This is a genomic window from Pseudonocardia sp. ZF1 (genome assembly GCF_056835605.1).
This window is the reverse complement of the sequence record NZ_JAJNBY010000001.1, coordinates 472,157-496,201: the sequence shown is the minus strand read 5'-3', so window position 1 is coordinate 496,201 and position 24,045 is coordinate 472,157. Positions and strand designations below refer to the sequence as shown.

The 24,045-nt window shown below is 74.4% G+C and carries 27 protein-coding genes; 19 read left to right on the top strand and 8 right to left on the bottom strand.

Annotated features, from left to right (window positions below; genetic code table 11):
- Positions 1 to 54 precede the first annotated feature (54 nt).
- The 8 genes from ZF1_RS02550 (at position 55) to ZF1_RS02515 (ending at position 8,271) form a co-directional block, all read left to right on the top strand.
- On the top strand, positions 55 to 759 hold the full coding sequence (locus ZF1_RS02550; RefSeq protein WP_357440785.1) for a response regulator transcription factor: 705 nt from the start codon (positions 55 to 57) through the stop codon (positions 757 to 759).
- Positions 756 to 2,225 (top strand): sensor histidine kinase, encoded by a 1,470-nt coding sequence (locus ZF1_RS02545; RefSeq protein ID WP_357440784.1) that lies wholly within the window; start codon positions 756 to 758, stop codon positions 2,223 to 2,225. The genes ZF1_RS02550 and ZF1_RS02545 overlap by 4 nt, the downstream gene beginning before the upstream one ends.
- A 46-nt stretch (positions 2,226 to 2,271) precedes the next feature.
- A complete protein-coding gene (locus ZF1_RS02540) occupies positions 2,272 to 3,426 on the top strand; it encodes an AI-2E family transporter (protein ID WP_073575897.1) in 1,155 nt (384 codons plus the stop codon).
- A 118-nt stretch (positions 3,427 to 3,544) separates the two neighbouring features.
- A complete protein-coding gene (locus ZF1_RS02535; RefSeq protein ID WP_073575896.1) occupies positions 3,545 to 4,219 on the top strand; it encodes a DUF4383 domain-containing protein in 675 nt (224 codons plus the stop codon).
- A complete protein-coding gene (locus tag ZF1_RS02530; protein WP_482636366.1) occupies positions 4,216 to 5,022 on the top strand; it encodes a YqjF family protein in 807 nt (268 codons plus the stop codon). Before ZF1_RS02535 ends, ZF1_RS02530 begins: the two co-directional genes overlap by 4 nt.
- A 131-nt stretch (positions 5,023 to 5,153) precedes the next feature.
- The gene (locus ZF1_RS02525; protein WP_083658662.1) at positions 5,154 to 6,803 is read left to right on the top strand and encodes a PP2C family protein-serine/threonine phosphatase; all 1,650 of its coding nucleotides are present in this window, start codon (positions 5,154 to 5,156) and stop codon (positions 6,801 to 6,803) included.
- On the top strand, positions 6,800 to 7,912 hold the full coding sequence (locus tag ZF1_RS02520; RefSeq protein ID WP_083658661.1) for a cobalamin B12-binding domain-containing protein: 1,113 nt from the start codon (positions 6,800 to 6,802) through the stop codon (positions 7,910 to 7,912). Before ZF1_RS02525 ends, ZF1_RS02520 begins: the two co-directional genes overlap by 4 nt.
- On the top strand, positions 7,909 to 8,271 hold the full coding sequence (locus tag ZF1_RS02515) for an STAS domain-containing protein (protein ID WP_073575895.1): 363 nt from the start codon (positions 7,909 to 7,911) through the stop codon (positions 8,269 to 8,271). The genes ZF1_RS02520 and ZF1_RS02515 overlap by 4 nt, the downstream gene beginning before the upstream one ends.
- Before the next feature lie 18 nt (positions 8,272 to 8,289).
- Here ZF1_RS02515 and ZF1_RS02510 read toward each other — a convergent pair whose 3' ends face one another.
- Positions 8,290 to 9,249, bottom strand: coding sequence for a ring-cleaving dioxygenase (locus tag ZF1_RS02510; protein WP_073575894.1), 960 nt, complete (start codon positions 9,247 to 9,249; stop codon positions 8,290 to 8,292).
- 98 nt (positions 9,250 to 9,347) lie between these two features.
- Between ZF1_RS02510 and ZF1_RS02505 the strand changes: the two genes are divergently transcribed.
- The 3 genes from ZF1_RS02505 (at position 9,348) to ZF1_RS02495 (ending at position 12,159) form a co-directional block, all read left to right on the top strand.
- Complete coding sequence (locus ZF1_RS02505; protein WP_161152807.1) at positions 9,348 to 9,512, top strand: hypothetical protein; 165 nt, start codon at positions 9,348 to 9,350, stop codon at positions 9,510 to 9,512.
- 35 nt (positions 9,513 to 9,547) lie between these two features.
- Complete coding sequence (locus tag ZF1_RS02500; protein WP_073575892.1) at positions 9,548 to 10,093, top strand: Dps family protein; 546 nt, start codon at positions 9,548 to 9,550, stop codon at positions 10,091 to 10,093.
- A 341-nt stretch (positions 10,094 to 10,434) separates the two neighbouring features.
- Positions 10,435 to 12,159: a BCCT family transporter gene (locus tag ZF1_RS02495; RefSeq protein WP_434094282.1), complete on the top strand. Its 1,725-nt coding sequence runs from the start codon at positions 10,435 to 10,437 to the stop codon at positions 12,157 to 12,159.
- 36 nt (positions 12,160 to 12,195) lie between these two features.
- Here ZF1_RS02495 and ZF1_RS02490 read toward each other — a convergent pair whose 3' ends face one another.
- Genes ZF1_RS02490 through ZF1_RS02480 form a run of 3 tightly spaced genes read right to left on the bottom strand, consistent with a single transcriptional unit; the run spans position 12,196 to position 13,818 of the window.
- Positions 12,196 to 12,912 carry a metal-dependent transcriptional regulator gene (locus ZF1_RS02490; protein ID WP_073575890.1) on the bottom strand — a complete coding sequence of 239 codons (717 nt, stop codon included), beginning with the start codon at positions 12,910 to 12,912 and terminating at the stop codon, positions 12,196 to 12,198.
- A 29-nt stretch (positions 12,913 to 12,941) separates the two neighbouring features.
- On the bottom strand, positions 12,942 to 13,496 hold the full coding sequence (locus tag ZF1_RS02485; RefSeq protein ID WP_350589342.1) for a TetR/AcrR family transcriptional regulator: 555 nt from the start codon (positions 13,494 to 13,496) through the stop codon (positions 12,942 to 12,944).
- Positions 13,489 to 13,818, bottom strand: a complete 330-nt coding sequence (locus tag ZF1_RS02480) for a DMT family transporter (protein ID WP_062399751.1) — start codon at positions 13,816 to 13,818, stop codon at positions 13,489 to 13,491. Before ZF1_RS02480 ends, ZF1_RS02485 begins: the two co-directional genes overlap by 8 nt.
- Positions 13,819 to 13,935: 117 nt before the next feature.
- Between ZF1_RS02480 and ZF1_RS02475 the strand changes: the two genes are divergently transcribed.
- The 5 genes from ZF1_RS02475 to ZF1_RS02455 all read left to right on the top strand — a co-directional run bounded on the left by ZF1_RS02475 (position 13,936) and on the right by ZF1_RS02455 (position 17,995).
- The gene (locus ZF1_RS02475) at positions 13,936 to 14,823 is read left to right on the top strand and encodes a nicotianamine synthase family protein (RefSeq protein ID WP_161152809.1); all 888 of its coding nucleotides are present in this window, start codon (positions 13,936 to 13,938) and stop codon (positions 14,821 to 14,823) included.
- Positions 14,824 to 14,926: 103 nt separating this feature from the next.
- On the top strand, positions 14,927 to 15,352 hold the full coding sequence (locus ZF1_RS02470) for a DUF4383 domain-containing protein (protein ID WP_083658659.1): 426 nt from the start codon (positions 14,927 to 14,929) through the stop codon (positions 15,350 to 15,352).
- A 317-nt stretch (positions 15,353 to 15,669) separates the two neighbouring features.
- Entirely contained in the window at positions 15,670 to 16,416 is a 747-nt protein-coding gene (locus tag ZF1_RS02465) for a response regulator transcription factor (RefSeq protein ID WP_073575886.1), read from the top strand.
- A 14-nt stretch (positions 16,417 to 16,430) separates the two neighbouring features.
- Complete coding sequence (locus ZF1_RS02460; RefSeq protein ID WP_161152810.1) at positions 16,431 to 17,810, top strand: sensor histidine kinase; 1,380 nt, start codon at positions 16,431 to 16,433, stop codon at positions 17,808 to 17,810.
- Positions 17,807 to 17,995: a hypothetical protein gene (locus ZF1_RS02455; protein WP_161152811.1), complete on the top strand. Its 189-nt coding sequence runs from the start codon at positions 17,807 to 17,809 to the stop codon at positions 17,993 to 17,995. The genes ZF1_RS02460 and ZF1_RS02455 overlap by 4 nt, the downstream gene beginning before the upstream one ends.
- Here ZF1_RS02455 and ZF1_RS02450 read toward each other — a convergent pair.
- Positions 17,958 to 18,308, bottom strand: a complete 351-nt coding sequence (locus ZF1_RS02450; protein ID WP_161152812.1) for a TraR/DksA family transcriptional regulator — start codon at positions 18,306 to 18,308, stop codon at positions 17,958 to 17,960. The two genes, ZF1_RS02455 and ZF1_RS02450, sit on opposite strands and share 38 nt — an antisense overlap.
- A 32-nt stretch (positions 18,309 to 18,340) precedes the next feature.
- On the opposite strand from ZF1_RS02450, the gene ZF1_RS02445 reads away from it, so the two are divergent.
- Positions 18,341 to 18,781 (top strand): NUDIX domain-containing protein, encoded by a 441-nt coding sequence (locus ZF1_RS02445; RefSeq protein ID WP_157818432.1) that lies wholly within the window; start codon positions 18,341 to 18,343, stop codon positions 18,779 to 18,781.
- 5 nt (positions 18,782 to 18,786) lie between these two features.
- On the opposite strand, the gene ZF1_RS02440 is transcribed toward ZF1_RS02445, so the two are convergent.
- From ZF1_RS02440 to ZF1_RS02430, 3 genes are all read right to left on the bottom strand, one after another.
- Positions 18,787 to 19,731 carry an acetyltransferase gene (locus ZF1_RS02440; protein WP_337825320.1) on the bottom strand — a complete coding sequence of 315 codons (945 nt, stop codon included), beginning with the start codon at positions 19,729 to 19,731 and terminating at the stop codon, positions 18,787 to 18,789.
- 226 nt (positions 19,732 to 19,957) lie between these two features.
- Complete coding sequence (locus tag ZF1_RS02435) at positions 19,958 to 20,968, bottom strand: BtrH N-terminal domain-containing protein (RefSeq protein ID WP_161152813.1); 1,011 nt, start codon at positions 20,966 to 20,968, stop codon at positions 19,958 to 19,960.
- Positions 20,961 to 21,485 (bottom strand): PadR family transcriptional regulator, encoded by a 525-nt coding sequence (locus tag ZF1_RS02430; RefSeq protein WP_179761251.1) that lies wholly within the window; start codon positions 21,483 to 21,485, stop codon positions 20,961 to 20,963. The genes ZF1_RS02435 and ZF1_RS02430 overlap by 8 nt, the downstream gene beginning before the upstream one ends.
- A gap of 163 nt (positions 21,486 to 21,648) precedes the next feature.
- Here ZF1_RS02430 and ZF1_RS02425 point away from each other — a divergent pair, with 163 nt between their 5' ends.
- Positions 21,649 to 22,386 carry a GntR family transcriptional regulator gene (locus ZF1_RS02425; RefSeq protein WP_337825321.1) on the top strand — a complete coding sequence of 246 codons (738 nt, stop codon included), beginning with the start codon at positions 21,649 to 21,651 and terminating at the stop codon, positions 22,384 to 22,386.
- Between the two features lie 11 nt (positions 22,387 to 22,397).
- On the top strand, positions 22,398 to 23,660 hold the full coding sequence (locus tag ZF1_RS02420) for a dicarboxylate/amino acid:cation symporter (RefSeq protein WP_337825322.1): 1,263 nt from the start codon (positions 22,398 to 22,400) through the stop codon (positions 23,658 to 23,660).
- Positions 23,661 to 24,045: the final 385 nt, after the last annotated feature.

The following is a 24,045-nucleotide window of genomic DNA, read 5'->3' as shown; positions in this document are numbered from 1 at the left end:
TGAAACCGGCGGGTCCTTCAGGTCCCCCTCAGCCTCGCGGCGCACCCTTGTCCCGTGAGCACACGCCAGGACGACGACAGCCGCCGCCCCACGACCCGGGTCCTGGTGCTCGAGGACTCCGACGCCATCCGTGAGTCCGTCGTGGACGCGCTGGCCGACGCCGGGCACGTGACCGAGGGCGTCGTCGACGGCGTCGCGTTCGAGGAGCGGCTCGCCGCGTTCCGGCCGGACCTCGTCGTCCTGGACGTGATGCTCCCCGGCGGGCGCGACGGGTTCGAGCTGATCGACGTCGTGCGTGGGCACGGGGACGCCGGGATCGTCATGCTCACCGCGCGCGACGCGCTGGCCGACCGGCTCCGCGGGCTCGGCTCGGGCGCCGACGACTACGTCCTCAAGCCCTTCGCGCTCGACGAGCTCGTGGCCCGGGTCGCGGCGGTGCTGCGCCGCCGGGGCAGGCTGCCGTCCGCGGTGCAGGTGGGCGACCTCGTCCTCGACCCCGACGCCGCCGTCGCCTCCCGCGGGGGGACGGTGCTGGAGCTGTCCGCGACCGAGCTGCGGCTGCTCACCTACCTCGCCGAGCAGCGCGGACGCACCGTGTCCAAGGCGCAGATCCTGCGCTCGGTCTGGGGCTACGACGCCTACGACCCCAACCTCGTCGAGGTCCACGTGTCGGCGCTGCGCCGCAAGCTGGAGGCACACGGTCCGCGGTTGCTGCACACCGTGCGGGGCCTCGGCTACTCGCTGCGCGGGCCGTCGTGAGCTCGGCCGCGCAGGCCCGCACCGCCACCCCGTCGCTGCGCCGCCGGGTCACCGCGGCGGTGCTCGGGGTGGTGGCGGTGCTGCTGGTCCTGGTGGTGGTGCTCGTCGACGTGCTGCTCGGGGCCCGCCTGGAGTCCGATCTCGACTCCCGGCTGCGGGACCGTGTGGTGCAGGCCCAGCAGCTGATCGCGGCGGGCGCCACCCCGGAGGAGCTGGTCACCGGGCTGTCCGGCCAGCAGATCCGGATCAAGGTGACCACCGCCGACGGGGAGGTCATGGGCGACCCCGGGCTGAACGCGCCCGGAACCCCACCGCCCGCCGGCCGGCCGGACCGCGGCCCCGGTGGTGACCGCACCGACGACCCGAGCAGCCCGCCGGCCGCCCCGGTCCCGGCCGGACGCCCACCCGTCCCGCCGGACACCGGCAGCCGCACCGTGACCCTCGACGCCGGTGGCGGGGCGACGGTCGAGCTCGTCGCCGACGCCTCCGACGTCACCCAGGTCCGCAACGGCCTGCGCGCGGTGCTGGCCGGATCGGTGCTGCTGACCCTGCTCGTCGCGCTCGGTGCGGTGTCGTTCGTCGTGCGGACGGCGCTGCGCCCGCTGGACCGGATGACCGCGCTCGCCGGGCGGATCACCGCGGGCGAGCGCGACGCGCGGCTCCGGCCCGACCGCCCGCACACCGACCTCGGCACCGCGGCGGCGGCGATGGACGGCATGCTCGACGCCCTCACCGACGCCGAGCGGCGCTCCCGGGAGGAGGCCGAGCGGACCCGGGTGTTCCTCGCCGACGCCGCGCACGAGCTGCGGACACCGCTGTCCGGGATCACCGCCGTCGCCGAGACGCTGGAGCGGTCCGGGCCCGACGCCGACCCCGCCCGCCGCACCCGGCGCCTGGAGCTGCTGCTCGGCGAGACGCGCCGGGCCGGGCGGCTGGTCACCGACATGCTCGACCTGGCCCGCATCGACGGCGGCACCGCGGTGGCGGCACGAGAGGTCGACGTCGCCGGGATCGCGCGCGCCGAGACCCGGCGGGCCGCGGTGCTCGCGCCCGGCCTGACCGTCGACGGCCACGGGAAGCCCGCCGCGGTGCGCGCCGACCCGCAGGCGGTGTCGCGCATCCTCGCCAACCTGCTGGACAACGCCCGCCGGCACACCCCCGACGGCGGGCGGATCGAGGTCGTCACCCGGACCGACCGGGCGGCCGGGACCGTGTCGGTCTCGGTGCACAACACCGGCACCCCGATCGCCGACGGCGACCGCGAGCGCGTCTTCGACCGGCTCGTCCGGCTCCAGGACGCCCGTGACCGGGACAGCGGCGGCGCCGGGCTCGGCCTCGCGATCGCCCGCGGCCTGGCCCGCGCGCACGGTGGCGACCTCACCTGCCCGCCCGACGACGACGGCGCCACCTTCGTCCTCACCCTGCCCGTGACGGGCCCGGACGGCCCCGGCGGACTACCGTCGTGACGTCACGCAACCGTCAGTCCGACCCCGTCCGATCCGGGAGGCCGCGGTGACCGAGGAACCGCGGATCCCCCGGGGTCTGGTGATCGCGTCGAGCCTGGCCTGGCGCGGTCTTCTCGTCGCGACCGCCGTCGCCGTCGTGCTGTGGCTGATCGCGCAGCTCGCGGTGCTGGTCGTGCCGGTGGTTCTCGCGCTGATCCTGGCCGCGCTGCTCGCACCGGTGGCCCGGATCGTGAACCGGGTCCCGCTGGTTCCCCGCGGTCTGGCGACGGGTGTCGTCGTCGCGGGCGGGCTGGCGGTGGCGGTCGGGGTGCTGTGGTGGGCGGTCGCGGCGTTCCTCGACGGGCTGCCGAGCCTGTCGGCGAGCATCGGGGAGACGGTCGTCGCGCTGCGGGACCGGCTGGCCGGGCCGCCGTTCCGGCTCGACGACACCCAGCTCTCGGCCGTCTTCCAGTCGCTGCTCGACACCTTGGCGCGCAACCAGGCCGCGCTGGCGAACAACGTGATCGGCGCCCTGGGGACCGCGGGCGAGCTGGCCGCCGAGACCCTGCTGATGCTGTTCGTGTTGATCTTCCTGATCCACGACGGTGCGCGTATCTGGCGGTTCGTCCTCGGCGCGGTCCCGCAGCACGTACGGCGGAGGGCCGACGTCGCGGGCCGGCGGGCGTTCGCGTCGCTGGTCGGCTACACCCGGGCGACGGTCGTCGTGGCCGCCGTCGACGCGGTGACCGCGGCGGTCGGCCTGTGGGTGATCGGGGTTCCGCTGGTCGTCCCGTTGGCCACGCTGATCTTCTTCGGCGCGTTCGTCCCGACCGTCGGCGCCGTCGTCACCGGGATCGTGGCGGTGCTCGTCGCGCTCGCCTCCGGGGGCTGGGTGGACGCGCTGCTCGTGATCGGCCTGCTCCTGATCGTGCAGAACGTCGAGGGCTACATCCTGCAGCCGCTGTTGCTGGGCCGGTCGGTACGGCTGCACCCGCTCGCGGTGGTGCTGCCGATCAGCGCCGGGCTGATCGTCGGCGGGGTGCCCGGGGCACTGCTCGCGGTGCCGCTGGTCACCCTCGCCGACGCCGGTGTCCGCTCACTGCGCCGGCCCGGCGACGGGACGCTGCGCGACGCGGGCACCGTCGACCCGCTGGACCCGCGTTCGGCGCGGCCGCTGCGCGGCGAGGGCCCCGGGCCCGTCGCGCTCCCCGGTCCCGTCTGATCCGCAACCCGGATCCGGGTTTCGAGACACGGCACACCTTCGCAGGTCAGCGCGGTTTGTCCGGGAAGGCGATCGGCTATCCCCGGAGTGCCTCGCTCGACGAACGGAGGACGACGTCATGTCATCGATCGGGTCCGACGCACGCCGGCTGAACGGGTTGCACCGGATCAGCAGCCTGCTCGTCGGGATCATGCTCCTGGTGTTCGGGGTGCTGGGCTTCACGAACAACCTCGACTTCTTCTCCACCACCGGGTCGCCGGTGCTGGGGCTGTCCACGAACCTGCTGCTGTCGACCGTGTCGGTGGTCGTCGGCGCGGTGCTGGTCGGCGCCGCCGTCCGGGGCGGCCGGTTCGCCTCGACGGTCAGTGTGACCGTCGGCGCGCTGTTCCTGCTGTCCGGTGTGGTCAACGTGCTGCTCATCGGCACGCCGTACAACCTGCTGGCGTTCCGGATGCCGAACGTCGTGTTCAGCCTGCTCGTGGGCCTGGTGATGCTGGTCCTCGGCGCGTACGGGCGGTTCAGCGGCCGGCTGCCGTCGGACAACCCCTACGCGGCGGAGCAGAAGCACGTCGTCGACGCCGAGGGTGGCGACGACCGCGACCAGCGGCTGCCCGCCGGCGCCGCCGACATCGCCGCGGCCCGCTCCCTGGCCGACACCGAGCGGCTCGTCGCGAACGGTGGCGGGACCGAGGAGCAGCGCCGCATGCTCGCCGAGGTCGATGCCATCCGCGACACCGGTGAGCGCCGCGACGCGTGGAGGGCCCGCACCGAGCGCGGCGGCGCACCGGCGTGACCGGCCGCCGCACGGCACCGGGCCGGGACACCGCACCGGTGCCGCCCGGCGTCGCGCCCGAGCCGGTCACCCCGGACCCGCCCGCCCCGGTCCGGCACCCGCTGCTGCACCAGTACTGGGCCGACGTGGTGTTCCTGCACTGGCGGGCCGACCCCGCCGCGGTGGCGCCGCTGCTGCCGCCCCGCACCCGTCCGGACACCCACGACGGCGTCACCTGGGTCGGGCTCGTCCACTTCCGGATGCGGCGGCTGGGCTTCGGCCCGCTGCCCGGCCTGCCCTGGCTCGGCAGCTTCGCCGAGACCAACGTCCGGCTGTACTCGGTGGACGACGAGGGTCGCCGGGGCGTGGTGTTCCGTTCGCTCGACGCCGACCGGATGCTGCCCGTGCTCGCCGCGCGGGGTGTCGCGGCCCTGCCCTACGACTGGTCGCCGTCGACGGTGTCCGGGCGGGTCGCCGAGGGCGAGGAGATCGCCTATTCCTGCACACGCCGCTTCCCGGGCCCGCGCGGTGTCTCCGCACGGACCCGGGTCCGCACCGGCGCCCCGCTGGCCGTCCCCGGGGAACTCGAGCACTTCCTCACCGCACGCTGGGCGCTGCACACCCGGCGTCCGCTGGGCACCGTCCGCTGGCGCAACGACCACCCGCGCTGGCCGCTCCACCACGCCGAGCTGCTCGACCTCGACGAGAACCTGGTCGCGGCGGCCGGTGCCGCGCCGTCGTCGGGCCCCCCGGACAGCGTCCTCGCCTCGCCCGGTCTGCCCGTCCGGTTCGGCGGCTGGCGCCGGGTCTGCGAGCACCGGTGAGGGGCACGCATCGCCGCCCCCGCGCCGCGCGCCCCGGATGAGGGCCTGTCGCCTACGCGGTACGGTAGGGCGTTCCGCGCCCCGGCCTCCCCGGGCGCCGACGACCGGCCCGCCAGGGGCCAGGAGCTGATGTGACCGAACTGGAGCCGACGACCGGCGACGCGACCGTGCTACCGGACGCGACGCCCGTGGTCGACCGGCGCTGGGCCGATGCGCCGTGCGCCGCGCTCACCGTCGGCGCCGACGGCACCGTGCTGCAGGCAAACGGAGCAGCACGCGCGCTGCTCCCCCGGGCCCGTACCGGGGATCTGCTGTCCCGGGTCGCCCCGTGGCTGGCCACCGCGGGTGGCGCCGACCGCGGCGTCCCCACCGCGTTCTCCGACATCGTCGACGGTCGCGCGCTGGAGGCCCAGCCCGTCCGGCACGAGGACGGCTCGGTCACCTGGTGGCTGATCGACGTCACCGACGTCCGGTCCATCCGCGACGAGCTGCACCTGGAGCAGGCCCGCGCCGCTTTCCTGTCCGAGGCCTCGGCCGCGCTCCTGGGCTCGCTGAACCTGGGTCGCTGCATGGAGGTCACCGCCCAGCTCGCCGTGAGCAGACTGGCCGACGGGGCGCTCGTGATGACCCCGGGCACCCGCGGGCAGTTCCAGGTCGTCGACGCCGTCACCGACGGCCCCGTCCGGCACCGGACACTGCGCATCGACCCGGACGAGGTCCCCGGCCTGGCCGAGGCCCTGCAGGGCTTCCCGCCGGTCCCGTCGCGCTGGATCGACCCCGCCGTCGCCCCCGCCTGGGTGACGCCGGACGGGTTCGGCGAGGTCGGCTCGATCGTCGTCACCCCGCTGCCGGGGCACGGCATCCCGGCCGGCGCCATCGTGCTCCTGCGCCGCGCCGACACCGGGCCGTTCAGCGAGGGTGAGGAGGCGACCGCCCGCGAGTTCGCCGCCCGGTCCGGTCTCGCGATGTCCGCGGCCCGCATGTTCGCCCAGCAGGCCTCGATCACCGAGACCCTGATGCGCGACCTGCTGCCGCCGTCGCTGCAGCACGTCTCCGGGGTCGAGTTCGCCGGCGGCTACCGGCCCGCGCAGGACTCCGAGCGGGTCGGCGGCGACTTCTACGACGTCCACCCCGGCGCGGAGGGCTCCGACGAGACCCTCGCCGTGCTCGGGGACGTGTGCGGTAAGGGCCTCGAGGCCGCCGTGCTCACCGGCAAGATCCGCAGCGCGGTGCACGCGCTGCTGCCGATGGCCGACGACCACCTGCGGCTGCTGCACCTGCTCAACAACGCGCTGCTCTCCGACGACCACGCCCGCTTCGTGACGCTGGTGCTGGCGTCGGTGTCGCGCAGCGGGGCCGACGTGCGCCTGCGGATCACCTGCGCCGGCCATCCGCCGCCGCTGATCATCCGCGCCGACGGCCGCGTCGAGGAGGCCGCGACGCTCGGCACGCTGATCGGGGCGCTGCCCGAGATCCACGCGTCGACCTGGGAGACCCGGCTCGGGCCCGGCGAGACCTGCCTGATGTTCACCGACGGCATCACCGAGGCCCAGGGCGGCCCGCTCGGGCGCGACCAGTTCGGCGAGGAACGCCTGCGCCGCGCGGCCGCCGAGTGCGCCGGGATGCCGGCCGAGGCCGTCGTCGAACGGGTGCAGATGCTCGCCACCGAGTGGGTGGGGCGCAACTTCCACGACGACATGGCCGTCCTCGCGGTCACCGCTCCGCGCGGCCGGCACCTCACCGCGGTGGGTGGTTCGGGCCGGGGCAGGTACACCGCATGACGGCCGGGCGCTACACCGACCTCCTCTGGGGCGCGGTGCTGCGCGGCGACGAGTACAGCGCGGTCGACGTCGTCGTCGACGCGCTGCGGGACGGCCTGGAGCCGGAGGCCGTGCTGCTCGAGGTGATCGGCGCGGTGCAGCAGCGGGTCGGGCTCGAGTGGGCGGCCAACCGCCTCTCCGTCGCCCAGGAGCACGCCGCGACCGCGATCAACGAGCGCGTGATCAGCACGCTGTCGCTGACCAGCGGGCGGCACGGCGGAGGGCGCGGGCGGGTGACCGTGGCCTGCGTCGACGGCGAGTGGCACGCGCTGCCCGCCCGGCTGCTGGCCGAGGTGCTGCGGCTGCGCGGGTTCACCGTCGACTACCTGGGCGCGCAGGTCCCCGCGGCGCACCTGGTCACCCACCTGCACCGGACCGGCCCGGACGCGGTGGCGCTGTCGTCGTCGATCGCGACCCGGCTGCCGACCGCGCACGCGACGATCACGGCCTGCCAGGCCGCGGGTGTCCCGGTGATCGTCGGCGGCCGGGCGTTCGGCACGGACGGCCGCTACGCCCGCCTGCTCGGCGCCGACGCCTGGGCCCCGGACGCGCGGACCGCCGCCGAGACCCTCGCCGACGGGCTGCCCGCCCCGGCGCACCCGCACGCCCAGCCGATGGACGACCTGCCGCACCTGGCCGACCAGGAGTACACGCTGGTCACCCGCAGTGCCCCGCGGCTGGTCGCCACGGTGCTGGACCGCCTGCCCGAGCGTGTCCCGGCGATGGCCGGATACGACGACGACCAGCGCCGGCACACCGCCGAGGACGTCCGGCACATCGTCGACTTCCTGTCCGTGGCGCTCTACACCGGTGACGCGGAGCTGTTCGAGCAGTTCCTCGGCTGGACCGCCGAGGTGCTCGAGGCCCGGTCGGTGCCGGTGGCCGTCCTGCGGCCCGTCCTGGATCTGCTCGGCGACGAGCTGCGCGACTTCACCCGGGCGTCGGAGCTGCTGCGGCGCGCGACCACGTCCCCGGCGCTCACCGGAGGCGCGGGCACCCCCGTCCCGGCCGGCGCCGTCACCGAGGGCGCCGACTCCACGACACTGCACCGAACCGGAAGGCCCGCATGAGCGACCCGCGAGAGCTGTCCCTCACCTGGACCAGCCCCGCGCCGGACCTCGCGACGGTCGCGCCGGCCGGTGACCTCGACTACGCCACCTCCGACGCGCTCGCCGACGCCGTCGCCGTGCTGCTGACGGACCGGCCCGGCCTGCGTGAACTGCGGATCGACTGCGCCGGGATCGGGTACTGCGACTCCTACGGTCTGTCGTCGCTGCTGATGATCCGCAGGCGGACCCGGGCCGCAGGCGTCGAGCTCCACCTCGACAACCGTGTCGGTGCGCTGGAGCGGCTGCTGCGCGTCACCAACACCCTGGAGCATCTCACCGGAGTCGACGGGCCGGCCCGCGAGCAGCGGCTCGACACCTGAGCCGACCGGCCGCCGCGGTCACCCCCGGTCGCGCAGCGCGGGCAGGTTCGCCTCGATCGTCGCCCGGTCCGGCTCCAGCCACGGCGGCAGCTTCAGCGCGCGGCCGAGTTCGAGCAGCGGCTCGTCGACGGTGAAGCCGGGCTCGTCGGTGGCGATCTCGAACAGCACACCGCCGGGCTCGCGGAAGTAGATCGAGGTGAAGTACTGCCGGTCGAGGATCTCGGTGACCTCCAGGCCGCGGGCCACCAGCTCGGTGCGCCACTGCTGCTGGGTCGCCCGGTCCGCCACCCGGAACGCGATGTGGTGCACCGTGCCGCCGGCCTGCACCCCGTGCCCGTCGACGCCGCCGAGCACGTCCACGGCCGTCGCGGTGTCCCCCGTGGTACGGAAGCGGCTGCGGGCGCCGTCGTCGCCGGCGTGGGTCATGCCGAGGTCGGTGAGCATCCGCTGGGTCGGTTCGAGGTCCGCCTCGGACAGCGTCACCGCGTGCAGGCCGCGTACCGCGTGCTCGGCGGGCACGTTGCCGGCGCCGTCCCAGCCCGAGCGGGTGTCGCCGGGCGCGGCGACGAGGTCGATCACCAGCCCGTCGGGATCGCGCAGAGTCAGGACCTCCTCGGCACCCGACGACGCGTCCCGGGTGCGGGGGTCGTCGGCGTCCACGCCGAGCGCGGCGAGGTGGGTCTGCCACCAGCCCAGCGACTCCGGCGGCACGCCGAACGCCGTGGCGGTCGTCAGGCCGGCGCCCTGGCGGCCGGGCTCGACGTCGGGCCACGGGAAGAACGTGAGGATGGTGGCGGGACGGCCCGCCTCGTCGCCGTAGTAGAGGTGGTGGACCTGGGGCGCGTCGAAGTTCACCGTCCGCTTCACCAGTCGCAGGCCGAGCACGGTGGTGTAGAAGTCCACGTTGCGCTGCGGGTCCCCGGCGATCGCCGTGACGTGGTGCAGCCCGTGCGGGGTGACGGTCGTGCCGGGGGTCATCGCATCGCTCCTCGGTGTGGTTGCTCCCCACCGGCTACCCGTTCCCGGGACCGCCGACGCCGGACATGAAACCCGCCCGACCGGGGTACCCGGGTGTCATGACGACGCCCGAGAAGGACCAGCGCGAGCAGGACGAGCGCACGAGCCACCCGGTCCCGACCGAGCAGAGCGACACCCCGGTCGACGAGACCCCCGACGGCGACGGCGTCCACCTCGACGCCCAGCCCGTCGCGGACGACGACCCGCGCACTGCGGCGTCCTGAACCACGCACCCGTCACGGAAGGACTGCACAGAACCATGGCCACGATCCGTTACACCGTCCCCGGCCTCGAGCGCGGAGACGCCGAGCAGGTCGTCGACATCCTGCAGCACCGTCTGCACGCCCTGAACGACCTCCAGCTCACGCTCAAGCACGTGCACTGGAACGTCGTCGGCCCGAACTTCATCGCGGTGCACGAGATGCTCGACCCGCAGGTCGACGCGGTCCGCGGGTTCGTCGACGACGTCGCCGAGCGCATCGCGACCCTGGGCGGCTCGCCCAACGGCACCCCCGGCGCGCTGGTCAAGGACCGCACCTGGGACGACTACTCGATCGGCCGCGACCAGGCGATCGCCCACCTCGGCGCGCTCGACGTGGTCTACACCGGGGTCATCTCCGACCACCGCACCCAGATCGAGAAGGTCGGCGCGCTCGACCCCGTGACCGAGGACATGCTCATCGCCCAGGCCGGCGAGCTGGAGCAGTACCAGTGGTTCGTCCGGGCGCACCTGGAGAACGCCGACGGCTCGCTGAACACCCAGGGCAAGGCCGGTGAGCAGGGCGCAGCTGACGCCTCCCGCTGACCCTCCTCCACGACGCGACACCGACCCGGGCCCGGTATCCACACCGATACCGGGCCCGGGTCGTGTCGTGCTCCGGACCGGCCGTGACCGAATCGTTCTCCTCGAGCCCAGGGACGGCCGCCCCGGGCATCCGCCCTGCTCACACCGCGGAGCGACTGCGGGACGGCGTCGACGACCCCGTCTTCCGGCCTCGGATGTCCTGCCCCGTGCGGCCACTCGACCTACAGTCGCGTGCCGGACATTCCACCCGAATCGACGCGTAAACCCCCAACCGGAGGTACACGGTGATCGCCCGCTATCTCAGGGAGCACACGAGCCCTCCCGTCTTCGTGTCATCGGCGGTGCTCGCACTCGCCTTCGTACTGTGGGGCGCAGTCGCCCCCGCCTCGCTCGGCTCCGTCGCCGACTCCGTGAACTCGGTCGTGACCGGCAACCTCGGCTGGCTCTACATCTTCACCGCGAGCGCCTTCGTCGTGTTCGTCGTCGTGCTCATGGCCTCGCGCTTCGGCCGGGTCAAACTCGGGCCGTCGGACTCGACGCCGGAGTACAAGACCGTCTCGTGGTTCGCGATGCTGTTCACGGCGGGCATGGGCATCGGACTGGTCTTCTACGCCGTCGCCGAACCGCTGACGCATTTCACGAGTCCCCCGACCGGCGAGGCCGGGACGGCGGAGGCGGCGGAGAACGCCATGCTCTACACCTTCTATCACTGGGGCCTGCACCCGTGGGCGATCTACATCGTCCTCGGGCTCTCGCTGGGCTACTTCTCCTTCCGCAAGGGATTGCCGCTCCGCCCGGCCGCGGCGCTCTACCCGCTGATCGGGCATCGCATCAACTCCTGGCCGGGCTACCTGGTCGACGTCGTCGCGGTGTTCGGCACGCTGTTCGGACTCGCGACCTCGCTGGGGATCGGGGCGCAGCAGGTCGGCGCGGGGCTGGAGACCCTGTTCGGGCTGGAGAACAGCACGCCGCTGCAGGTCGTGCTGATCCTGCTCATCACCTCGGTCGCGGCCGTGTCGGTCCTGCTGGGGATCGACAAGGGCATCCGGAACCTGTCGCTGATCAACCTGTGGCTGGCGCTGGCGCTGATGCTGTTCGTGTTCTTCTTCGGACCCACCCGGGACCTGCTGAACTCGACGGCGGCCAACGTGGGCACCTACGTCCAGCAACTGCCGGGGTTGAGCTTCCAGACCTTCCCCGGTGACGCCGACGCCCAGAGCTGGCAGTCCGGTTGGACGCTGTTCTACTGGGGGTGGTGGATCTCGTGGTCGCCGTTCGTCGGCATGTTCCTGGCCCGCATCTCCTACGGCCGCACGATCCGCCAGTTCGTCGCCGGTGCACTGTTCGCCCCGGTCGGCGCGTCCATGGTGTGGATGACGGTCTTCGGCGACACCGCCCTGGACATCCTGCGGGCCGACCCGGCGAACCCGCTGGCGGGCGCCCCGGACTCGCCGGAGACCTCGATGTTCCTGCTCCTGCAGCAGCTGCCGGTCCCGGAGATCCTCACCCTGCTCGCGTCGGTGCTGTCGATCGTGGTGGTGGTGCTGTTCTTCGCGACATCGTCGGACTCGGGTTCCCTCGTGATCGACATCCTGACCAACGGAGGAGACCCGAACCCCCGTTGGCAGCAGCGCCTGTTCTGGGCCGTACTCGAAGGCGTCATCGCCGCCGTACTGCTCGGGGCCGGGGCGGCCGCGGGCGCGGATGCGCTCTCCGCCCTGCAGACCGCCTCCATCCTCGCCGGGTTGCCGCTGTGCATCGTGCTGATCCTCATGGCTGTCGGTCTCATGAGGGGCCTGCGCAGTGAGCGGTTCGTCGTCGCGCTGCCGGTCGAGGCATCGCCAGCTCTGGCTCTGAGGAGCAGCACCGCACGAACGGACGACCTCACGACCGAGCGGGCGGAGGTCGACGGCGGCCGGGCCACCATCGACCCCAACGGGGCCCTCTACTCCGAGACCGCGGTCGCCACCATGGCGACCTCGGACGAGGTCGAGCCGGACTCCGGCGACGACGTCCTCGACCACGCGGGGGACGTCGCGCTCGAGCGGCGCCAGGGCTCGACCTGACGGATCCCGGGGCCCGGACACCCGGGCCCCGGGACCTCACGGGTGCCCGTGCTCGTCGCCGCCCACCCACAGGGCCGTCGCGAGCGCCGGGCCCCACTCGTGCTCGGCCTCGCCCGGGGCGGGGTGTGCCTGCTCGCGGGAGCGGCGCAGCCGCACCACGAACGGCCCCTCGAAGGGCTTGCGGGTCAGCAGGTCCACCCGGTCGCCGAGCCGGACGTCGTGCGCGTCGAGGAAACGGAGCACCTCGGGGTCGGTGTCGTCGACGCGTACCAGGGTGCCACCCTCGCCGTAGCGCAGGTCCGGCAGCCGGCGGGCGTGGACCACGGGCATCGTGCCGTCCCGGGCCGGGATGGGGTCGCCGTGCGGGTCGAACCGCGGGTGCCCGAGTCGGGTGTCGATCCGGTCGAGCAGCCGGTCGGAGACGGCGTGCTCGAGCGCCTCGGCCTCCTCGTGCACCTCGTCCCACGCCAGGTCCAGCTCGGTGACCAGGAACATCTCCAGCAGCCGGTGCCTGCGCACCACGGCGAGCGCGGACACCCGCCCGGCGGCGGTGAGCGTGATCCCGGCGTAGCGGGCGTGGTCGACCAGTCCGGCGTCGACGAGCTTGCGCACCATCCCCGACGCCGACGGCGACGAGACCCGCAGCCGCTCGGCCAGCGCGGAGACCCCGACCGACCCCTCCCACCGCTCCGAGAGCAGGAAGATGGTCTTCAGGTAGTTCTCCACGGACTCCGAGAGGCGCTCCGCGCTCATGCCCACCACGGTATCCCGGCGACGGCGGCTCAGGCGGTCCCGGCCGCGCAGAGCCGGGCCAGGAGGGCGGGGTCGACCGGCGAGCCGAGGGCACCGCTCACGGTGAGCCCGTTGACCGCGGCGGTCAGCAGCGCACGCCGGTCGGCGTCGTCGGGCAGGAGCCGGGCGGCGGCCGCGGCGAGCGCGACGTCCCAGCGGTCCAGCTCACCGCGTAGGTCCGGGCGCCGCGCGGCCAGCAGGAACAGCTCGTACTCGGCGATCGCGGTGACCCGTTCCTGACGGACGCAGTCCTCGACCAGCGCGACGAGGTCGCCCGGGACGGTGACCGCGTCGAGCCGGGCGATCCAGCGGTCGTTGACCGCGGTGAGCGTCGCGACCAGCAGCGCGTCGACACTGGGGTGGTAGTAGAAGACCGCGCTGGGCGGCACGCCGGCCTCCGCGGCGACCGCGCGCTGGCTGACCGCGGCGACCCCGCCGGCGCCGACCAGCCGCAGCGTGGCCCCGACCAGCTCGCGGCGGCGCCGGTCCCCGCGGCGGCGGCGACCGTCGGCCTCGGAGGTGTCCTGTCCGATCGCATCAGGCATGCGCGGTCGCGCCGCCCAGCTCCAGGGCGAGCACCCCGGCGATGACGAGCGCGATCCCGCCGAGCTGGACCCAGGTCAACGACTCACCGAGGAAGAACACCCCGATCAGCGCGACCAGCGCCACCCCGGCCGCGGCCCAGGTTCCGTAGGCGATCCCGAGCGCCATCCCCCGGCCGAGCGCCTGGGACAGCGACCAGAACGCCAGCCCGTAGCCCACCACCGTGATCATCGACGGCACCAGCCTGCTGAAACCCTGCGAGAACCGCAGCGCCACCGTTCCGGTGACCTCGGCGCCGATCGCGAGCGCGAGCCAACCCCACATCGCCGGACTCCTCCCCCTCTGTCCGCTCCTTGCCATATTGTAGAGCGTTCGCTCAAGTTTCCCGCCACCCGGACGACCGAGCACGAAATGGTTGTCATTGGCTTACGGTGGATCATCGTGACCACGCAGAGCAGTCGGACGACCGCGCCCGGTTTTCCCGCACCCCGCCGTCCCCGCGGCGACGGCTCCGTCGCCGCCGTCGCGACACGACTCGTGGACCTGCGACGACGCCTGGAGCGCACCGACCTGCGCCCCGCCCCGGACACCGACGCCGCGTTCGGCGAGCTCGTCGGACTCTGCTGCTTCCCGCCCGCCGGCTGCACCGAGGGCGTCCTGGCACAGGTCGCCCCGCACTCGGACGCCCTGCGGACCCTCGCCGCGACCGGCGAGGGCCACATGGAGAACCACTGGGCGGGCCGGATCGCCGCCGCCCCCGACCCGCGGGCCGAGCTGGACCGGTTCCCCTACCTGGGCAACTACCACGACCTCGTCCGGCTGGAGCTCGCCGCGCTGACCGCCGTCGGACTGCCCGCGCCGCGGCGCGTCGTCGTGCTCGGGTCGGGGCCCCTGCCGCTGACCGGCCTGGTGCTGGCCACCGGGCACGGCGCGCAGGTGCTGCACGTCGACCGGGACCGGGCGGCCGTCGCCGCGGGGGACGCGGTCACCGCCGCCCTCGGGGCGGACGGGCGGGTCCGCAGCCTGGTCGCCGATCTCGACGACCCGCAGCTGTCCCCCGCGCTCGCCGACGAACTGGGCAGGGCCGACCTCGTGCTCGTCGGGGCCCTGGTCGGTCCGGACGCCGCCACCAAGGCCGCGATCACCGCCCGGCTGACCACCGCGACCGGGCCCGGCACGACCCTGCTCGTGCGGTCCGCCGCCGGGCTGCGGACCCTGCTCTACCCGGAGATCGTCCCAGCCGACCTGCCTGCACTCGACGTACTCCTCGAGGTGCACCCGCGCACCGACGTCGTCAACTCCGTCCTGGTGGCCCGCGCCGCCACGTGAGGTGCGTCGCTACCGCGGTTCGGAGCGCCTCCGGCCGGGCAACCGGACCCCGACGAGGGGCGCAGCGACGCGCCGGAGGACGACGGACCGAGGAGGTCGGGACATGATGCGGACGACGGGCGGGTTCTCCCGGCCCTACACCCCGGTACAGCCGGTCGCGGCGGCGTTCGCCGCGGCGTTCCTGCTGGTCGGAGCCCTGGGCTTCGTCCCGGGCGTGACCTCCGGTGAGCTCGCCGTGCTGCCCGGTGCGGGTACCGCGGCGCTTGCCGGGCTGCTGCCGGTGTCGGTGCTGCAGAACGTGCTGCACCTCGTCATCGGCGTGGCCGGGCTGGCCTCGGCGCGCTCCGGTGCCGCGTCGCGGGTGGTGCTCGTGGCCGGTGGCGCCGTCGCGCTGCTGAGCGCCGCCGTCGCCCTGGACGCCGTGGGCGCGGCCCTGGTGGTCGTCGCCGTCGCGATGGTCGGCTGCGCGACGCTGCTGCGCGGCCGTCCCGTGGTGCGTCCGGGCCGCCGCGGAGCCGCCGCGGCCTGAGACCTGGACGGGGCGTGACCCCCGTGGTCCGATGGCGGTGTGTCCGACACACCGTCCGCCGGGACCCCGGTCACCGGACGACACCCCGACCACGGCCACGAGGCCGAGGTCGGCGACCCGGTGTGCTGGCTGGACCGGCTCTGCCCGGACTGCGGGGCGATGCCCTCGCCCACCGACGACGGCGGGCCGCCGCAGACCTGCTGGCGCTGCGGCGCCGCCGTCACGCCCCCGTCGGGCTTGCGATCGCCTGACGATCGTGCCGGGCCCGACGCCGGGATCGACGGAACCGGCCCGGATCCGGTGGAATCGCCGTCATCATGAGCGAACACGGCCGGACCCGGGTGCTGCTGGTCGACGACGACGTCCGGATCGGGCGCGCGCTCGGCCTCGCCCTGGGCGACGAGGGCGTCGACGTCGACGCGGTCCACACCGGCGAGCAGGCCCTGGTCAGTGCCGCCCGCCCGGGCGTCGACCTCGTGCTGCTGGACCTCATGCTGCCGGGCATCGACGGCCTCACCGTCTGCCGGCGGCTGCGCGAGACCGGTGACCTGCCGATCATCATGGTGACCGCGCGCTCCGACTCCGCCGACGTCATCGCCGGCCTGGAGGCGGGCGCCGACGACTACGTCACCAAGCCCCTGGTGGCCGGGGAGCTGGCCGCCCGCATCCGGGCGCTGCTGCGCCGGCGACGTCCGACTCCGGCGGCACCGCGCCGGATCACCGTCGGCGACGTCGAGCTGCGCCCGGACGAGGGCACCGTGCTCCGCGACGGCGCCCCGGTGCACCTGACCCGCACCGAGTTCCGGCTGTTCGCCGAGCTCGCCGCGGCGGGCGGGCGGATCGTGACCCGCGACGAGCTGCTGTCGCGGGTGTGGGGCTACGAGTACCACGGCGACACCCGGCTGCTGGACGTCCACGTGCGACGGCTGCGGCGCAAGGTCGAGCTCGACCCGGACCGGCCGGTCCTCGTGTTGACCGTGCGCGGCGCCGGGTACAAGGTCGGCGACGCCGGACCGGACGCCGCGCTGCCGGGCGCCGCCCCCGCCTCGGGCCGCGGCGGGTGAGCGGGCGCGGCAGGATGCGGTCCGTGCTGGACCGACTGCCGCTGGGCCGGCTTCCGCTGCGTCACCGGATCGGCGTCGCGTTCGCCGGGGTGTCGCTGGTGGTGACCGGGCTGTTCGCGACGGTCACCTGGAACCTCGCGTCGTACTACCTGGTGGAGCAGCGGGTGGAGAGCGCGACCCGGCAGCTCGCGGTGAACCTCCAGCTCGTCGAGCGGGCGATGGCCGACACCGCCGACGTCGGCGGGCTCGACGACCTGTTGACCGGCCTCGCGGGCACCCCGGACACCACGGTCGCGCTGCGCCGCGACGGCGCCTGGACGACCAGCGGCCGCGAGGTCGAACCCGACCTGCTGCCGGCGGGTGTGCTGGCGCTGGCGGAGAACGGGACCGGGGCGCGGCAGCGGGTGATGGTGGCGGGGATGCCGAGCGTCGTCGTCGCGGCGCCGATGCCGGGCGGCGACGTGTTCGTCGAGGTCTTCCCGATGCAGCGGCTCGACGCCAACCTGAGGTTCCTCAGCGTCGTGCTGTTCACCGGGGTCGCGGTGAGCGCGCTGCTCGGGCTCGCGCTGGGCCAGTGGGCCGGGCGGCGCGCGCTGCTGCCGCTCACCGCCGTGACCCGGGCCGCGGCACGGATCGCCGGGGGTGACCTGACCGCGCGGCTGCCGTCGAGCACCGACGCCGAGCTCGCCCCGCTCGTCGCGACCTTCAACCGGACCGCCGACGACCTGGAGCAGCGGGTGTCGCGCGACGCCCGGTTCGCCGCGGACGTCTCGCACGAGCTGCGGTCGCCGCTGACGACACTGGTGAACGCGGCCGCGGTGCTGACCCGGCGGCGCGACGAGCTCGCACCGACCGCGCGGGAGGCGGTCGAGCTGCTCGACGGCGAGATCCAGCGCTTCCGCCGGATGGTCCTGGACCTGCTGGAGATCTCCCGCAGCGACACCCTGCAGCGCGAGGACGGCGAGCTCGGTGCACTGGTCCACGGTCTCGTCGCGGTCCGCGGCGGGGAGCACGTCCCCGAGGTCGACGCCCCGGAGCCGGTGACCGTGCGGGTCGACCGCCGCCGCCTCGACCAGATCCTGGGCAACCTCCTGGACAACGCCGACGCGCACGGCGGCGGCGCGCGGCGGATCGGCGTCGCGCCCCGGGACCGGTACGCCCGGATCGAGGTCGACGACGCGGGCCCCGGCATCCCGCCCGAACAGCGGCTGGCGGTGTTCGAGCGGTTCGCCCGTGGCACCCTGGCCGGCAGCCGCGGCGACGGCGGCGGCACCGGTCTCGGCCTGTCCCTGGTCGCCGCGCACGTGCGCCGGCACGACGGCCGGGTGTGGGTGGAGGAACGACCCGGCGGCGGGACCCGGGTCGTCGTCGAGCTGCCGGGGGTGGACAGGTGAGGACGCGGCTGTGCACCGCCGTGCTGGGGCTGCTGCTCGTCGCCGGGTGCGGGGTGACCCTCGACGACGAGCCGGAGCCGATCGACCTGCCCAGCGGCACGACCTCCCCCACCCCGACGGTGACGGTGCTCCCACCCCCGACAGCGACTACCGGCGACGGCGGCGCGGGTCCGACGCGCAGCTGATGCAGGTCGTCGCGGCGGGCAGCGCCTCCAGCCGTTCCGGCGCGATCGGTCCGCCGCAGACGGCGCAACGCCCGTAGCCGCCCGTGGCCAGGCGGTCGGCCGCCCGGTCGAGCTCGTCGCGCTCCTGCTCGGCGGCGGCGAGCAGCCCCTGCAGCTGGGCACGCTGCACCGCGATCGTGACGCCCTCCGGGTCGTGCTCGTCGTCGTGGCTGGTCAGGGCCTGCTGATCGGCGAGCGCGTCGAGCTCGCGGCGCAGCGAGCCGACCCACTCCTGTGCGCGGGCGCGGGCGGCGGCGAGGGTGGTGGGGTCCACCACCCCAGGATGCGCCCCGGCAGACTGCGGTGGTGAGCCTTTTTCGTCCGGTGTCCGGTGTCGGGGTCGTCCTGGAACGCGCCGACGGCACCGTCGCCGTCGGTCACCGGATCACCGCCGGGGAGAGCCCGAGCTGGTCGTTCCCGGGCGGGCACCTGGAGGGCGGGGAGCCGGTCGTCGCCGCGGCGCTGCGCGAGCTCGCCGAGGAGACCGGTGTCGTCGCGGCCTCCGGCACGCTGGTCGCGGTGTGCGTGCGGCTCGACGGCCCGGGCGTCACGTTCGCGGTGCACGTGCCCGCGCCCGCCGGCGCCGTGCTGCGGGTGACCGAGCCGCACGCGACCGACTCCTGGACCTGGACCGACCCGGACGCCCTGCCCGGACCGGTGTTCGCCCACACCGCCGCCGTCCGGCACGCCTGGCGCCGCCCCGGCGTCGCACTCGACGGGTGGGACCTGCACCGCGTCGCGACCTGACGCGGCTACTCGCCGGTGGAGCCGGTGGCGAGCTCGACGACGACGTCCAGGTGGCCGAGGTGGCGGGCGTACTCCTGGACGACGTGCAGCAGGGTCCGTTCGATCGTCGCGGGCGGTGCACCGGCCCAGCGCCCGCTCGGCAACCCCGCGGCTCCGGGCCCCACCGACTCCGCGATCTCGCGGGTACGCAGGCCCTGCGCGGAGAGCGCGGCGACGACGTCGTCCGCGCCGACCCCGGGCGGCAGCGCCCACCGCCCGTCGACGTGGTCGGCCCAGGGGTCCGGGAGGTCGGCGTCGACGAAGCCCCACTCCAGCCAGCGGCGCTCCATGCAGCTCAGGTGGTGCAGCAGCTCCGCGGGAGACCAGCCCGACGGCAGCCGTCCGGTCGTGCAGTCGGCCACCGGCAGCGTGGCGTACCTGGCGAGGACGCGCTCGCGGTAGAAGTCGACGTAGCCGAGCAGCAGCGCGGTCGTCGACGACGCCGGGTCGGACGGCTCGGGGAGCCGGTCGCGGCGCAGGTGCAGCAGCGGGAACGGCCTGCCCTGCCCGTCGCGCCCGGAGCGCCCGGTCCGGACGAAGCCGAGGTGCTCGTAGAACCCGACCGCGCCCGGGTTCTGCTCGTTCACGTCGAGCTCCACCCGCGGCATCCCGGTGGTGGCCGCGGCCAGCAGGGCCGATCCGACGCCCCCGCCGTGCGCGGACGGGTCGACGAACAGCGCCTCCACCCGGTGGCCGTCGGTGCCGACCCAGCCGACCGGGGTGCCGTCGTCGCGCTGCGCGACCAGGACCGTCAGACCCGGCAGGGCCGCCGTGCGGACCTCGGTCTCGATCGCGTCGACGTCGGCCGCGGTGAGGAAGGTGTGCGTGGCCTCGACGGCGCGGCGCCAGATGCGGACCAGCCCGGGGTGGTCGGCGGGGGTGGCCGGGCGGACGGTCGGGAAGCTGCTCACCGGGCCAGGATCGCAGCGGTGTCGACCGGGTTCGCCCGGCACCGGCCGGTGTCCCACCACGGGACGGGTGGGCCGGACCGCGGTCGACACCGGGCCCGGAACCGTCGACGATCGTCCCGTGACCGTCCTGGACGTCCTCCTGCCGCAGCTCGTCGCTGCGCCCGGGGCGCTCGCCGTGCCGGCGGGCGGCGGCCGGGCCCGGGGCACCGACTGACCCCGGCCCGGCTCAGAGCGACCGGAGCGTGCCCATGGCCGCGGTCTCCAGGTCCGCGATCCGTAGCAGCAGCCCTGCGGCCTCGGTCAGGCCGGCCGGGTCCCCGTCGAGCCCGGCGCGCTCGACGAGGCCGGCGACGCGGGTCCAGAGCGTCGCCGACTCGGCGAACAGGTCCCGGCCCCGTTCGACCGCCGCGGCGCGTCCGCCCGGCCCGTCGCCGTCGTCGAGCAGCGGCAGGCAGGCGGTGAGGAAGTCGCGGTAGAGGGTCCGGAACAGTGCCCCGCCGGTACCGGCCCGTTCCATGAGCATCGCCATCTGGGGCAGGTCCCGGGGCGGGTCCTCGACGCGGTCGAGCCAGGACGGGGCGCGCTTCGCCGTCGTCCGGATGCCGCGGTGCCCGATGTTGGCGATCGGCGGGTGCAGGAACGCCTCGGCGCACTCGACGATCGCGGGCGCGATCGCGGGGACGGGGTCGACCGGCTCCCGGAGCGGTCCGAGGGTGAACGAGCGGTGCGGCGCCGACATGGGTCCGCGCGCCGCGCGCGCCCGGGCCAGACTCTCCAGGCTCGTGCTGACCCGGCCGCCCTGCTGCGCGGTGTCGAGGAGGTACGCGGACTCCTCGTCGTAGCCGAGGAGGGCCACGACGTGACCCGCGAAGTGGACCCGGGAGCCGAAGTAGTCCAGGTCGTGGCTGTCGAGCTGCAGCCCGACGGGCACGCCGTCGTCGACGAGGGTGCGCACCTGGTCCCACCCCCGGCGGGCGGACGAGGTCTCCTGGACGCGCAGGTCGAGGCCGAGGCGGCGGGCGAGGGTGCGGGTCAGCTCGAAGGGCTTGACCCGCCCGCCCAGGAACGGCACCGGCTGCCGCTTCGAGTCCCAGTACACGAACGACAGCCCGGAGCCGAGCCCGAACAGCACCGGTTCGGCGAGGTGGACGCCGGCGTGCCCGAGGAGCGCGCCGAGCGCCGTCGTCTCGCAGTGGACGCCTCCCGTGGCCGGGACGCCGGTGGATGCATCACTCATCGGGCACCTGGACCCGCTCGGCGAGCCACGACCTCTCCGCACGCAGCTGGGACAGGGAGAACGAGAAGACGTCGCGCGCCTCCGGCGGGAGGGGCTCCTGCGCCGTGCGGGCGGCGACGACCGCGTCGATGCGGGCGTCGAGGCCGACGAGCCGGGTCCGGAGCGCCTCGTCGACCTCGTGCGCGGGGAGCAGGCCCGCGTGGGCGAGGCCGGCGACGAAGGAGCGGGCGGGGACCCCGGCGTCGGCGAGCAGCTCGCGGACGCCGGCGGCCGCGGTGCGGCGCCCCCGGTCGGTGATGCGCACGACGCGGCGGGCCTTCGGGGAGGGGCGGTCGTCGTCGGCCTCGGCCAGGCCGCGGGCGGTCAGCTTGTCGAGCAGGTAGTAGATCGAGGAGAAGCCGATGTCGGTCCAGCGGCGGACGCCGCGCTGCTCGACGACCTGTTCGATGTCGTAGCCGTGGCGCGGACGCTCGGCCAGGGTCCCGAGGACGACGAGCTCGCCGAGGGTCAGCTCCACGGTTGTATTCTAGCACTGGAATAGCGCTACAGACCGCCCCGCATGCGACCTCCCCCGCGCGAAACACGACGACACCGGCGCGAGACGCCGACGCAACGTGCCGCTCCTAGCGTCTCCGCCTGCTGTATCCAGCCCTGGACACAGCAGATGAGGAGGCTTGTCGATGTCGAGTGCCGTCGACGAGGCGGGGACACCGCCGCTGCGCGAACGCGTCTACGCCGTGCTGCGGGACGACGTCGTCAACGGCGACATCGGCGCCGGCACCCGCCTCACCGAACCGAAGCTCGCCGCGCGGTTCGGCATCTCCCGCACCCCGGTCCGCGAGGCCCTCGGCCGGCTCGTCGCCGACGGCCTCCTGCAGCGCGAGGAGGACTACGGCTACTCGGTCGTCGTCCCCGACCTGGCGGGGGTGCGTGACCTCTGGGAGGTCCGCATCGCGGTCGAGCTGCGCGGGATCGACCGGTGCCGGGAGAACCCGGGCACCGTGCACGACGCCGGAGCGCTCCGGGCGGAGCTGGCCCGCTGGCACCGGATGATCGAGGAGCCGCCCGCGGCCGGCCCGGGCTTCGTGCTGGAGGACGAACGGTTCCACAGCACGCTGCTCGCGGCGTCGGGCAACCCCGAGCTCGTCGCGGTGCTGGCCGACGTGCACCGCCGGATCCGGCGGGTGCGGATGAACGACTACGTGCTCCCCGGCCGCGTCGAGGCGGCCGTGTCCGAGCACGTCGCCGTCGCCGAGGCGGTCCTCGCCGGCCGGCTCGACACCGCGCGCCACCTGCTGCACCAGCACATGGGCGCCTCGCTGGAGATCGTCACCGAACGCGCCGGCCGCGCCCTGCTCGCCACCGACACCCGGGACCGCCGCCGCGGCCCGACCACCCTCGACGTGAGGACCTCATGAGACTCGCCGCGATGAAGCATCCCGCCGTCCTGATCGCGCTCGCCGCGGTCGCCGGGATCGTGTTCGGTCTGGTCGTCGGCGAGTGGGCCGGCAACCTGAAGGTCGTCGGCGACGCCTTCATCCGGCTCGTCCAGATGGCGATCGTGCCGCTGGTCATGACCTCGGTGATCGCGGCCTGCGGGTCGATGACCGGGTCCGGCACCGGCCGGCTCGCACTACGGACATTCGCCTGGATGATCGGTCTGTCGGTCGTGGCCGCGGTGGTCGCGGTGGTGCTCGGACTGCTGTTCCGTCCGGGCGCCGGAATGGTCGCGACGGCCGCGCCGGACGCCGCGCCGCCGCCCGCGGCGGTCCCGGAGAGCTGGCAGGACACGGTCCTGGGCTTCTTCACCACCAACGTCGTCGAGTCGATGGCCGAGGCGGCGATGGTCCCGATCATCCTGTTCTCGCTGCTGTTCGGCGTCGCCCTCAACCGGCACGTCCACGCGACGGGCAACACACTCGTCCTCGACGTCGTCGGGCAGCTGCAGCAGGTCCTGCTCACCCTCATCCGGCTGGTCATGTACGTCGCACCGATCGGGGTCTTCGCACTGCTCGCCGACTTGTCCGGCCGGATCGGCTTCGCCGTGGTCGGGTCGGCGCTGGCCTACCTCGGAACCAACCTGCTGGGCGTCGTCGTGCTCACCGTGCTGTTCGTGGCGATCGTCGCCGCGCGCACCCGGCTCAACCCCGCGCGCCTGCCCCGCACGCTCGCGGAGCAGACCGCCGTCGCGGTCACGACGACGAGCTCGGCCGTCACCTACCCCACCGTCCTGCGCACCACGATCGAGAAGGTCGGCGTGAGCCCGCGGGTCGCCAACTTCACGCTGTCGGTGGGGCTGACCATGGGGTCCTACGGCGCCGTCCTCAACTACACGATCGTCGTGCTGTTCCTCGCCCAGGCCGGCGGCGTCGAGCTGTCGGCCGGGCAGATCGTGTTCGGGATGGTTCTCGCGATCCTGCTCAACATGGGCACCATCACCGTGCCGGGCGGGTTCCCCGTCGTGGCCCTGTTCCTCGCCACCACCCTCGGGCTGCCGCCGGCGGCCGCCGGGCTGCTCATCGCCGTCGACTGGTTCACCGGGATCCTGCGGACGTTCCTCAACGTCAACGCCGACACCCTGGTGGCGATGCTCGTCGCGCACCCCGACGGGGAGATCGACCGGGACGTCTACGACGGTGTGCGCGGCGAGGATCCGGTGGAGACAGCGGTCGGGAGCGGCCCGGGAGGCTGACCCCCGGAACCACGCGTTCGCGAGCCTCGGCAGTCATGTCGGTCAGGGGCCGGACCTGCTCCGCAGTCGGATACCCCCCGGCAGCGACCTCACCCGGGCCGGGACAACGCGGGCAGGCGTGGTCCGGTCCTTCAGGCGCAGCACAGAAGGGTCAGGCCCGATCAAGTCCCATGACGTGAAGCGGGGCCCAGCCTGACGGCTGGGCCCCGCATTCACAGAGACAGATTCTACTGATCCAGATGTCCGGAGGCTTCTCTAATGATCACCCTCCCGCTCGTCTCGATCCTTCGCCGTCCCTCTGGCGTTCAGGCCGTCCAAGTTCGAGTGAGAAGGTAGGTATCGCTCCCGCTCGCGTCAAGCCCCTCTTCCGCAGTCCGTCTCTGCG